Source organism: Metabacillus malikii (genome assembly GCF_030813355.1).
GTDB lineage: Bacteria > Bacillota > Bacilli > Bacillales > Bacillaceae > Metabacillus > Metabacillus malikii.
Window position 1 is genome coordinate 265,605 of sequence record NZ_JAUSUD010000003.1, and the last position, 12,853, is coordinate 278,457.

The following is a 12,853-nucleotide window of genomic DNA, read 5'->3' on the forward strand; positions in this document are numbered from 1 at the left end:
AAGTCAGCTTTTATATTATTTTTATGTAATGATGAAGGAGACCTTTTCATGCGAAAACGCAGCTTTTACATAGTTTTTATATTATTCACTTTCATACTTTCCGGTTGTAGTAAAGAAAGCTTAAAGCCACAAAATGAACCGGAACAAAACGATAAAGTCCAGATCACCTTCTGGGACGATAATGCAGGCCCACAACGAACTCCATTATGGGAGACATTAATTGAACAATTTGAACAGCAATATCCAAACATTGATGTCAAATATGTGGGTCTGCCTAAAGACTTTGCTAAATCTAGATTTGATGCCGCGATTGCTGCAGGTGATATGCCAGATGTAGCCAGCGTCTATACAAGCTGGTTACCCGAATTCTCACACCGTGATGCATTATTACCGCTTGACTCATATGTTGAGAAGTGGTCTGAAAAGGACAACATAAAACAAGAAACAATGATGGCGAGTAGAAATATAGTAACGGACCATAAATTATATGGTATTCCCTATACAGAAAACCTTGATATCCTTTGGATACGTTCTGATTTGCTGAGGGTTGCTGCGGTAAAACCGCCAACGACGTGGGATGATTTTTTTACTGCTGTTGAAAAGCTAACAAATAAATCGACTGGACAGTATGGCTATACAATTCGGGGTGGTGCTGGCGGCTCCTTTCAACTCCAAAGAATGATGTATGCCTACTCCGGAATACACGACTATTTTAAGGATGGAAAAAGTACTATCAATGACGAAAAGCATGTCGAATTTTTAACAAAGTATTTAGGATTATACCAAACATATACACCGAAAAGTGATATTACAAATGACTATAAAGCAATGGTCGCAAATTTTGATACAGGCGTAGCGGCCATCATCCAGCACAATATCGGGTCATTTGCCGAGCATAGTGAAGTCCTAACGGAACATCAATTTCAGGCGATACCATTACCGAAGTCAATAAAAGGTCATTATGTTGTCGAAAGTGGCAATACAATCGGACTCAGTATTTTTAAAAATACAAAATATCCTGACGAAGCATGGGAGTTTGTTCGCTTTATCAATTCAAAAGCTGCACAAACATTATGGAATCAAACAGCCGGACAAATCCCAACACACAAACAGGCACTTGATACAAACTGGCTAAAAAAATACCCACATCTAGAAGTTTTCACACAAGTACATGAAGACAAAGAAACAGCGTACTACGAACCACCCTTCTACCTGCCTGAATACCGGTCGATTCTAAATACAATTGTTGACCCTGGTCTTCAAGATGTATTAAGCGGGAAAATGTCAGTACAGGAATTTCTTGATACATGGGCAAATGCGATGGAATCAGCGCAGGCGCAGTATGAGGGTAGAAATGAATAGTAAGGGCTTGTCGTTGAGCTAGTTTATAAAGAGAAGAGATAGATCAAAATAAATAAAAGAGAAAGGAAAAGTTCTTTATTGAGTGAAGTTCATACTTTTGTGAGTTCTACCACCTACAAACACATGGCTAGTAGGTGAAATAGTTTCGATATTACATTGAGGGGAGTATGAGATGTTTCCGTGTTTATATAGTATGAAGCAGGTTTCTGATTGAAATCACTCACAATTCCGGTTTCATGCGCATAGTTAAGCAGGTTTCTAATTGAAATCACTCTCAAACCCGGCTTCATACGAATTATGAAACCTATTTATATTCGGAATCCACACATAAAGTGATGAAGACCAAATCGAACGGGTTGAAACGAAGAAAAGTCCTTCATCGCATTTATGAAGACTAAAACAACTCTTAGCCGTACTTACTACTAACTGAAATTGATATCCTTCGGTAATTTAGAAGCCCCCTATTTGCCCGTTCTAAGTGATATTGGTGGTTTTTGGTAATTTAGAAGCCCCCTATTTGCCCGTTCTAAGTGATATTGGTGGATTTCGGTAATTTAGAAGCCCCCTATTTGCCCGTTTTAAGTGATATTGGTGGATTTCGGTAATTTAGAAGCCCCCTATTTGCCCGTTCTAAGTGATATTGGTGGATTTCGGTAATTTAGAAGCCCCCTATTTGCCCGTACAAATTGATATTGATGCATTACGGTAATTTAGAAGCCTCCTATTTGCCCGTTCTGACTGATATTGATGGATTTGGTAACTTAGAAGACCCTTATTTGCCCGTTCTAAGTGATATTGGTGGATTTCGGTAATTTAGAAGCCCCCTATTTGCCCGTACTAACTGATATTGGTGTGTTTCGGTAATTTAGAAGCCCCCTTATTGCCCGTACTAACTGAAATTGATGGATTTCGGTAATATAGAAGTCTCCTATTTGCCCGTACTAACTGAAATTGATGCATTACGGTAATATAGAAGCCCCCTATTTGCCCGTTCTAAGTGATATTGATGCATTACGGTAATTTAGAAGCCCCCTATTTGCCCGTTCTAAGTGATATTGATGCATTACGGTAATTTAGAAGCCCCCTATTTGCCCGTACTAACTGAAATTGATGCATATCGGTAATATAGAAGTCACCTATTTGCCCGTACTAACTGAAATTGATGGATTTCGGTAACTTAGAAGACCCTTATTTGCCGGTTCTAACTAATATTGATGGATTTCGGTAATTTAGAAGACCCCTATTTGCCCGTACTAATTGATTTGATGCATTACGGTAATTTAGAAGTCTCCTTTTTGACCTTGAGGTGAAAAGAAAAAAAGTCCTTCATCACAATTATGAAGACCAAAACAAACTGTCGTAAATGACTAAATGTTCTTCAATGCAAATATAAAAATCAAAACTAACCTGAATAAGGTCCCACATAAACGTAGGACCCCCTCATATAAGAATGCCAAAAACCATCTACCTTTTGTGTGCGCGATTCTTGAATTTCATCGATCGCCTATACACTTCAAAGTTCCTAATCCACCAACCCCGGCCCAAACAACCTCAACGCACAAAAAGGCTCATTACCACCAGTCTTAACTGTAAAGCTAGAAACTTGTGCAGGGATAAATAGTTGGTCGGCCTTTCCGACATGCTGCTCATATCCATCTGTCACAATCGTTCCTGTACCAGAGAGTATGTACAAGCCGGAAAACACACCATTACCTTGGATTTCGGCTTCCTCATCGACCTCAATTTGTGTCATCCGAAAGCATGCCGTTTGTTTGTAGCCAATAAGTTCTGTTTCGGTATATGCCGGTGAATTGTATATCTCAGTAGGTGCAATTTTCCACTTCGCAAGTGTCTCGTCTCTTGAAAAAGTTTCGTAATTGAAAATGTCAAAAATCCCCTCAAAACCTAAGCCTTGGTGAATTAGATAGTCTTCTAACTTCAGTCCAGATGGAGAAGTCTTTTCTAGGCGTATCGTATAATCAGTCGGCTCTTGTATTTCGACTAATAAACAGCCGGCACCGATTGCATGAGGTGTACCCGCCTCGATTAGAAAAGTATCGCCAGGATTGACATAATATTTATGCATGCAGTCGAGCATCCCTTGTATGTTTTGTTCCTCAAACAAGCTTTTCCATTGCTGTTTCGTGACACCTTGTTTAAAGCCAAGGTAAACATAAGGTGGCTCACTATCAATTTCTCTTCCGCCAATAAAGTACCAACACTCTGTTTTCCCGTAGGCTGAATCAAATAATTGTTGGGCCTTTTCTTTATCAGGATGTGTTTGGATAATTAAGCGTTCTGCGGAGTCAATTAATTTAACTAGAACTCCCGTTTTGTTTCCGAATTTCGCAACATGCTGATCACCTAAAAATTGTTCAGGATTTTCATCAATGACCTCCTTCAGTGTAAGCTCCATATGCTCTATTTTATTTAAGCCATCTTCTTCACGACCGACTGTTCGGCTTGAAACGACTGAAATGATCCATTCTTCCGGATAGTGACTATCAGCCGGATTTTCGTTGCCATGGATTTCATCTATTAGTTTACCTCCTTTATATGTGCGCCATGACCGTGCCGAAGATAACTTTATCGGGTGTCTACTATCGATTTTTCGTTTGCTAAGATTCAATGTGAATTCCTCCTCCATCCATTTTCTTACCCCTCATTTTTTATAGTAATGGAAAAATGAGTTTAAGATAATGAAGGATTTTAAGAAAAATAAACAGATTATTAAGAATATCTTAAAATTTTACTCATTCATCTTAAAATATTTAATTACGAAAGAAACCGTTTACATTTACAATTAAAGTCAGAAAGGGGGAAACGAAATGAGTTATTCACAAGGGGTACCTGAGACGACTGTTAACAATAACAAGGTGGTACATAAAAAGAAAATGAAGAAAGAGAACTGGATTCCATATCTTTTTATCTTGCCATCATTTCTTATAATTGTAGGGTTTCTATTTTACCCGATTGCAACTGTATTCTACTATAGCTTGCAAAACTATGATTTATCTGCACCTTATTATAATAGTTTTGCGGGATTTGATAACTTTGTCAAAATCTTCACCGAGGATAAAATGTTTATCCCGAGCCTACTTAATAGCTTGAAATGGGTAGTATCAGAGGTTGGTTTGCAATTAACGTGCGGGATGATATTAGCGCTATTGCTTAATCAAACCTTTAAATTCAGAGGATTGGCACGTGCGGTTGCGTTTATACCGTGGGCGATTTCCGGTGTACTTGCTTCTGTTATGTGGTCAATGATGCTAAATGAACATATGGGTGTTATCAATGACATTCTATTAAAACTAGGCTTAATTAACGAACCTATGGCATTTTTAGCTAGCACATCAACAGCATTTGGAGCTGTCGTAATTGCTGAATTATGGAGAGGTATTCCGTTCTTTGCGATTACACTTTTAGCCTCCTTACAAAGTATTCCGAACGAACTATATGAAGCAGCGAGAGTCGATGGAGCAAGCAGATGGAAAACATTCATTTTCGTTACTCTGCCGCAACTGAAAAATACGATTGTGTTAACAACTTTACTAAGAGTAGTTTGGGAGTTTAATAACGTTGACCTTATTTTTAACTTAACTGGTGGAGGTCCTGCACACTCAACTACAACACTTACAATGTATATCGCCGACTTAGCTGTACATGGAAGTGATTTTGGCTACGGTTCTGCATTAACGGTTGTTTCATTTGGAATTCTTTTAATCTTTGCGATTCTATATCTGAAACTATCCCGTTATGAAAAGGAGTGAGTGAAGGAATGTTATCGAAAAATAAGAAACTAGATAGAATGCTAACTTTATACTTGCCACTTGCATTAATGCTTAGTTTTACAATGTTTCCTATTTACTGGACGATTAATACTGCGTTAAAACCAGAAGGGGACATTATCAAACGACCATTGCAATATGTACCGTCAAATCCAACCGTTGAAAACTTTGTCTATGCTTGGTCAAATATTGGATTTGCAACATTTTTCAAAAATAGCTTAATCGTCGGTCTATGTACGGTAGTCATCGTACTTATTTGCTCAACATTATCGGGCTATGCATTAGCAAGATATCAATTTAAAGGCAAAAAAAGCTTTATGCTGATGTTATTGTGTACACAATTCATTCCTAGAGCAATGATGATTATCCCATTGTTCATTATCTTTAAAAATTTAGGGTTAATAAGTCATCCACTAGCGCTCATTATTACGTATACAGCAGTGGAAATTCCATTTACAACGATTTTAATGGCAGGCTTCATATCGAACGTGCCAAAGGAATTGGAAGAAGCTGCGATGATTGATGGATGTTCAAAATTACAATCTTTACGACATGTCGTATTTCCGTTATTACTACCGGGAATCGTCGCAACAGGAGTATTTACATTCATCTATACATGGAATGAATTTTTACTCGCATTAATGTTAAACAATCAACAATCGAAATTTACACTTCCTGTCGGGTTAAGTTCAATGATGGGTGAATTTAATGTCAATTACGGTGCACTAGCAGCCGGAAGTGTAATCGCTTTAATTCCTGCAGTTATATTATTTGCCTATGCACAGAAGCACCTCGTTAATGGGATGGGTGGCGCTGTCAAAGGTTAATTTTATATAGTAAAGGCTGTTTTCGCAAACATTGTTGCTTTTTACTTAGTTGTTGTTTTGGTTGGTTTCCGCTACAGTACTCGCTTTCCGCGGGGTGGGTGGTGAGCCTCCTCGGCGTACACGCCTGTGGGGTCTCACCTCTCCCACGCATCCCGCAGGAGTCTCGCACTTCCGCTCGAACCAACCTTTGATAAAGTCAATGCGAAAAGCAACACTCTTTTAGAAAAGAGCCATAGTAAAAAACAAAGGGGGAAATGGAATGTTTAAGTTTAATAAAAAATTAGCAAAGTCAATTCTAGCATTATCAATGGTTTCTGGTTTAGTCCTTGCTGGTTGTAGTGGGGGTAATGAACCATCATCGGGGGGAAAGGAATCAGGAGGCGGCAAAACGGACGGCCCTGCAAAAATTACGTTTTGGGATGAAAATGCAAGCCCAGAACGGACACCGTTATGGGAAGAAGTAATTAAACAGTTTGAAGAAAAAAATCCGGACATTGACGTTGAGTATGTAGGGATACCAAATAAATCAGCAAAATCTAAATATGATGCAGCAATTGCGGCAAATGATACACCTGACGTCGGTTCTGTGCAAACAACATGGCTGCCTGAATTTGCAATTCGTGAAGCTTTATTACCTTTAGATGACTATTTTGAAGGATCAGAATTGAAAGATAAAATTAACGCTAGCGCAATTGAATTCAATAAAAAAATTACCCAAGATGGGAAGCTTTACGGAGTTCCATACGCACAAAACTTAGATACAATCTGGATCCGTACAGATTGGTTTGAGGAAGCAGGAGTAAAAGAACCTGAAACATTTGACGAGTTCTTTACAGCAATTGAACAAATGACGGACAAAGACAATGGACGCTACGGTTATACGATTCGTGGTGGTGCAGGTGGCTCCTTCCAGCTACAACGTTTGATGTTTGCTTACAGTGGTCTTGATTACTTTAGTGAAGATGGCAAAGTAAATATTAATGACCCAAAACATGTTGAGTTTGTTGAAAAGTATCTTTCTTACTATGAAAAGTTCACACCGAAGAGTGACATAACAAACGGCTACAAAGAAATGATTGCAGGCTTTGATACTGGTGTTGTTGCAATGGTACACCACAATGTAGGTTCATATGGAGAGCACAAAAAATCATTAGAAGAAGGAACATTTAAAACACTTCCACTGCCGAAAACAGAGGATGGAAAATATGTTGCTGAAGGTGGAAACGCTGTCAATGTTGCAGTCTTTAAAAGCTCAAAAAATCCAGATGCTGCATGGAAATTTGTCGAGTTTGTTAACTCTAAAGAAGCACAAAGCTTATGGAATGAGTCTACTGGTCAAATCCCAACAAACTCTGAAGTATTAGACGATGAGTGGGTTCAAAATGCACAACATATTAAAGTAGCATTTGAAGTATATGAAAACGCAGAAACTAAGCTATATGAGCCACCGTTCTATTTACCGGATTACCGTTCAATTCTTGATAATATTGTCGACCCAGGAATTCAACAAGTAATGAGTAATGAAAAAACAGCGAAGGAATTTTTAGATGAATGGGCTAAAGCGATAGAAGATTCTAAAGCAAAATATGATGAGACATTCAAAAAATAAATACGAAATCATTCGGGAAGGTACGGGTTTCGTCCTTCCTGAATGAATGTGGATCACATCGCTAACAAAATAGTGTAATTCATATATTGAAGCAAAAGTAACCTGTAATGAACGTTTTTTTCACGTAATTAAAAACATGAAAAGGGGTAGGAACAATGGGAAATACAGTAGAACAAATTTCAGTTGAAACACCATTGATTATGGCGGAAAAGGCATGCCAAGCATTAATGCAAACATTCCGTGCTGAGGAGCTGCCACCTGTTAATGCTTTTCATTACCACCAAGGTGTATTTTTATATGGAATGTACCGAGTTTATCAAGCCACAGGAAAAAAGGAATACTTTGACTATATTAAAGCGTATTATGATAGTTTAATAGATGAGTTTGGGAATGTGTGTTTTGCAAGAGACGAGCTAGATTCAACAATGGCGGGGATTTTATTATTTCCATTATATGAGGAAACAAAGGATCCAAAGTATATGATTGCAGCGAAACGATTACGCAGTGCCTTAGACACGCTAAATCGTACATCAGAAAATGGATTCTGGCATAAAGAGAAATATCCATATCAAATGTGGCTTGATGGTCTCTTTATGGGAGGACCGTTCATGTTGCTCTATAGCCAGCATTTCCATGAAGAAGAGCTCATCCAAACAGTTTTATTACAAGAAAAATTGATGAGAAAACATATGCTCGATGAACATACAAGGTTACTTTACCATGCGTGGGATGAGAAAAAAGCTCAGCCATGGGCTAATAAAGAAACAGGCTGTTCTCCAGAATTTTGGGGTCGCTCTGTCGGCTGGTACGGCACAGCATTAATCGATTTACTTGAAATTTTAGGAGACAGAAGCAGGGGCCAAGAACAATTAATAACATCACTGAAAGACTTCATTCCAGCTATCGCAAAATTCCAGGACGACCAAACGGGCTTGTGGTATCAAATTGTCGACAAAGGTGAGCAAGGAGATAACTGGTTAGAATCATCTTGCTCGGCATTGTTTCTATACTTTATCGCAAAAGGAATTCAGCATGGCTATGTAGACCACTCCTACCGTGCAGTTGTAGATAAAGCTTATAAAGGTTTATTAGAGCATATGGTCGATGAAAACGAGTCTAAACTCATTTTAAGCGGTATTTGTATCGGTACATCTGCAGGTGTATACGACTATTATGTGAACCGACCAACATCAGAAAATGACTTACACGGAATGGGAGCATTTATATTAGGTAGTATGGCGTATTATGATTTGTTAAAAGCTGAATAAGTGAGTAATGTCATGAACCTTTTCTTAAACTGTATCGAGTGGTTTGAGGAAAGGTTTTTTTCTTTGACGGTTTTAAGTATATACTTTTGTACTTAGTTGTTCTGTGGTGAGCTACATAGCTTCTGGGGCTATCTGCAAACAAACTTCAAGGTCACCTCAACAAGAGATAAGTCATCACCGAATCGTCCCAGGACTCATCGTGATTCCTAAACTTTAGTCGATATCACCTTTTCTAATAGTCTTGTTCTCTATAGGAAATGTTTGCTGTACTATAAATAACATAGACACTAAAAAGTTAAGAAGTATTATCAGATACTTGTAAGGAGAGGGTATGTAAATTGAAATTAGAGCGTTTGATATCGATTATTTTCAAGCTCCTGAATAATGAAATTTTGTCGGCTTCTAGTTTAGCTAATGAGTTTCAGGTTTCACCACGGACCATTTATCGGGACATCGAGGCAATTTGTGCTGCAGGAATACCTGTTGTTTCTTACCATGGTACTAACGGGGGCTTCGGGATTATAGACGGATACAAATTTGACAAAAGTTTAATCGGTTCTTATGATATTTTGAATGTAATTACCGTATTAAGAAGTTTATCGAGTGTTTTTGCAGATAAGGATGTTGAACATACGATAGAACGATTACAATCACTTGATGCAAATGAAGAAAATAAGACGTTATCAGTTGACCTCGAAACTCATAAGACTGAGCCAAGCTTATTAATCAATTTGCGAAAAGCTGTACATGAAAAAAAAGTCATTCGTTTTACATATGTAAGTAAGAAAAATGAATTTACATCACGCGAAGTAGAATTGATTCAACTTTATTATAAATATCGTAACTGGTATTTATATGGATTTTGCAGAGAGCGCCAGGCTTATCGGGATTTTAAATTATCACGGATGATGGATTTGACTGTAACAGAAGAAAGGGTTGTGACGAATCATGAAGTGAAAAGTGACCCATCATTTTCAGACAATCATTCAGAAGCATTTGAGGATGTAGTACTTCGGGTGAATCCTAATTCGATAGCACAAGTTTTAGATCAATTTCAAAATTGTTCAAAAGTGATAAACAGTGATGGGAGTATGACGTTTACGATTTCTGTCTATCAACCTTTACATGCTAGGTGGTTTCTCTCTATTCTTTTAAGCTTTGGAAGTGGGGTTGAAATCATAAAACCAGTGGAGCTGCGGACTCTTCTGTTTGATGAGGCAAGTAAAATAATAAAAGTTTATGAAGATATATGACAATCAGCTGTCATATATCTTTTTTTATACTACCAGTAGGAACGAAAATGATGAAATAAAGGAGTAGATATGAAATGAACCATGCAAAAAATATGTATGAGTACCATGTTTGGGCGAATAAAGTGTTGCTAGAAAGAATGAGGGAGTTACCAAGCAACGCCCTTTTTGAAGAGGTTAGCAGTTCTTATTCAACAATCGCTAAAACGTTTAGTCATATTTATGTAGTAGATGTCATGTGGCTACAAGTACTAAAAGGTATTGAGATGCAAGAAGCAATGTCATTTGCTATGCCATATTTAGAAAAAACAAGTGCTTATTCTGTAGATGAATTTGTTAAGTCTTTTAATGAAGTAGCTTCACAATACGAAGAATGGTTCAATGGTCAAAACGATTTGGACCAACAGATTACTGTGAATAATCCTTGGACAGGAGCTAGAGAAACTGCCTACTCAGAAATATTATTTCATGTTGCGAACCATGGTACTTATCATCGAGGGAATATAACGACAATGTTAAGACAACAAGGGTACTCCTCGACAATGAATGACCTTGTATTATATTGGTATCAAAGTTAGTTTAAAGGATTCCAGTCAATCTGAGAGTGGACAATAAACCGTAACTTACTAAGTCGATTCCTTAAGTATGGGAGTCGGCTTTTTTACATTTCTATGAATTTTGCTAGTTTAAGTCAATCAGAATTGAGAGGGTCATGTTCCATAAATGAGTATAAATTAGTTTTAGGCTATCACTATCTCATATTATCTAAATTCTTTCACAATTTTGTTTACCGCTTACATAAGATCAGTTATTGTGGTTAGTAGGGAGAAAATCTTGCAATTTACAACATGCACATAACACCTCTATTAGAAAATGGGTGTCCCTATTTCATCAGCACTTAATTCTAGCGATGAGTATAAATATCGAATGATATATTTTCGGGTGGGAGAAAAGATGGTTCAAAAAATAAAAAACTTTATTCGAAAGTATTTTTTATACTCTATTAAATCAACGATTAATACGCTCTACTTACCTATCATTATCTTTTTTATTGCTGTTTCTGGATGGGTATCCTCTATGCTTGCAACCGCACAAATTGAAGAAAATGCTTATAAAAATGTCAATGATACGATATTCCAGACGAAAAATTATTTAGACTATATGCTTTCAGACGTATTTCAACAACTAGTTTCAGTTTCAAGCGATCCGAAAATTATTAACCTCGTCGGTACGAAAGAATCAGATATTAAGCCGGAGTACTATGTTGATATCGATAGAAGCTTACAGCTTGTTTACTCAAGATATAACGTCATCCTCGAATCCGTCTTAATTGATTTAAATGAGGAAGAATTTTTGCTCTATCATAGTGATTATACGTCGAATCCAACTGTACCTTATGATTACTATTTTGATAAGTTTAAAGGAAGTAACGAAGGCTTTTATTGGAGAAATATCCACGAAGATAAAATTTTTAACACAAATGATCAAGTGATGTCGGTCTTTCGTTTGATTGAAACATCTAATAAAGGGATTGTATTATTTAACTTGCGAGATGAATTTTTCGAACAAGTATTGAATAAATCATTAATTGGGGAAAACGGATATTTAGCTCTAATTAGTCCTGATGGTAAATTTGAATCGAAAAATGTGAAAAAGGAATATAAGCTAGATAGAAACACATTACAAACAATACAAAAACTTGATAAAGAAAGCGGGCAATTTTCCTATGAAAGTGCTGCCTCGGAAGATATGATTGTCATATATGATACGATCGAAGCTAATAATTGGAAGCTTGCAGCTGTCGTACCGCAAGATGAAATGTTAAATAAAGTAAACTATATTAAACATTCTACAGTATTTTTTATTATCTTAATGATCGTAAGTGCAATCTTTTTAGCGTCAATCGTAGGAAAGTACATATCAAAGCCTTTTGAAAAAATGGCGAATCAAATGCGTTCAATTAATGAAAAAAGTCTCAGTTTCTATGATGAAACATCAGGTCCGGAAGAAATGAAAATCCTTCATAACGGCTTTAAGGAATTACTAACGAAAAGTCAAAACTTGATGGACCAAATCCGCTTAGAACAAGAGGAGAAACGCCAACTAGAATTTGCAATTATGCATGCACAAATAAACCCGCATTTCCTTTATAATACGCTTTATTCTATTAAAGGGCTATGTGATATGGGACTTAATAAAGATGCCAGTCAAATGGTCATTGCACTCTCTAGCTTTTTTCGGATAGGTATTAGTAAAGGAAGAGAAATTATTCCGATTAAAGACGAGATTGAACATATTAAACACTATTTATTTATTCAAGAAATGCGTTATGGAGATGACTTCTCCTATGAGGTAGATGTAGAACAAGACATTCTCGCCTGCAATATTATTAAGCTTTCCTTGCAGCCAATCATCGAAAACGCAATCTATCATGGGGTAAAACAAAAGCGAGGGCTAGGGAAAATTACGATTAAGGGTTACGAGTGTGAAGGGGATATATACCTTGAGGTCGCTGACAACGGAAATGGAATTGAAAAAAATAAATTAGCTGAAATCGTCAAAGAATTAGATGTATCTTTTCAAGAAAAAAAGAGCTTTATTGGCATAGGCTTAAAAAGCGTACATGAACGAATTAAAATCCACTTTGGTAAACAATACGGCTTAACGATTATGAGTGAACCTGGTCAAGGTACAGTCGTAAGAATAACTATTCCCAAAACGAAAGGGGAAATCAACGGGGATGTATAAA

At 37.1% G+C, this 12,853-nt stretch carries 9 protein-coding genes; 8 read left to right on the forward strand and 1 reads right to left on the reverse strand.

The window, feature by feature from the left end:
* Positions 1–48: 48 nt before the first annotated feature.
* The gene (locus J2S19_RS05195; RefSeq protein WP_307338241.1) at positions 49–1,362 is read left to right on the forward strand and encodes an ABC transporter substrate-binding protein; all 1,314 of its coding nucleotides are present in this window, start codon (positions 49–51) and stop codon (positions 1,360–1,362) included.
* 1,522 nt (positions 1,363–2,884) lie between these two features.
* On the opposite strand, the gene J2S19_RS05200 is transcribed toward J2S19_RS05195, so the two are convergent.
* Complete coding sequence (locus tag J2S19_RS05200) at positions 2,885–3,991, reverse strand: type I phosphomannose isomerase catalytic subunit (protein ID WP_307338244.1); 1,107 nt, start codon at positions 3,989–3,991, stop codon at positions 2,885–2,887.
* A 199-nt stretch (positions 3,992–4,190) separates the two neighbouring features.
* Here J2S19_RS05200 and J2S19_RS05205 point away from each other — a divergent pair, with 199 nt between their 5' ends.
* The 7 genes from J2S19_RS05205 to J2S19_RS05235 all read left to right on the forward strand — a co-directional run bounded on the left by J2S19_RS05205 (position 4,191) and on the right by J2S19_RS05235 (position 12,852).
* On the forward strand, positions 4,191–5,132 hold the full coding sequence (locus J2S19_RS05205; RefSeq protein WP_307338247.1) for a carbohydrate ABC transporter permease: 942 nt from the start codon (positions 4,191–4,193) through the stop codon (positions 5,130–5,132).
* Between the two features lie 8 nt (positions 5,133–5,140).
* Complete coding sequence (locus J2S19_RS05210; protein WP_307338250.1) at positions 5,141–5,977, forward strand: carbohydrate ABC transporter permease; 837 nt, start codon at positions 5,141–5,143, stop codon at positions 5,975–5,977.
* Positions 5,978–6,236: 259 nt separating this feature from the next.
* Positions 6,237–7,586, forward strand: coding sequence for an ABC transporter substrate-binding protein (locus J2S19_RS05215; protein ID WP_307338252.1), 1,350 nt, complete (start codon positions 6,237–6,239; stop codon positions 7,584–7,586).
* A gap of 155 nt (positions 7,587–7,741) precedes the next feature.
* Positions 7,742–8,854 (forward strand): glycoside hydrolase family 88/105 protein, encoded by a 1,113-nt coding sequence (locus tag J2S19_RS05220; protein WP_307338253.1) that lies wholly within the window; start codon positions 7,742–7,744, stop codon positions 8,852–8,854.
* Between the two features lie 338 nt (positions 8,855–9,192).
* Positions 9,193–10,107: a helix-turn-helix transcriptional regulator gene (locus J2S19_RS05225; RefSeq protein ID WP_307338256.1), complete on the forward strand. Its 915-nt coding sequence runs from the start codon at positions 9,193–9,195 to the stop codon at positions 10,105–10,107.
* A 74-nt stretch (positions 10,108–10,181) separates the two neighbouring features.
* Positions 10,182–10,682, forward strand: coding sequence for a DinB family protein (locus tag J2S19_RS05230; protein WP_307338259.1), 501 nt, complete (start codon positions 10,182–10,184; stop codon positions 10,680–10,682).
* 376 nt (positions 10,683–11,058) lie between these two features.
* Positions 11,059–12,852 carry a sensor histidine kinase gene (locus tag J2S19_RS05235; protein WP_307338261.1) on the forward strand — a complete coding sequence of 598 codons (1,794 nt, stop codon included), beginning with the start codon at positions 11,059–11,061 and terminating at the stop codon, positions 12,850–12,852.
* Position 12,853 lies beyond the last annotated feature (1 nt).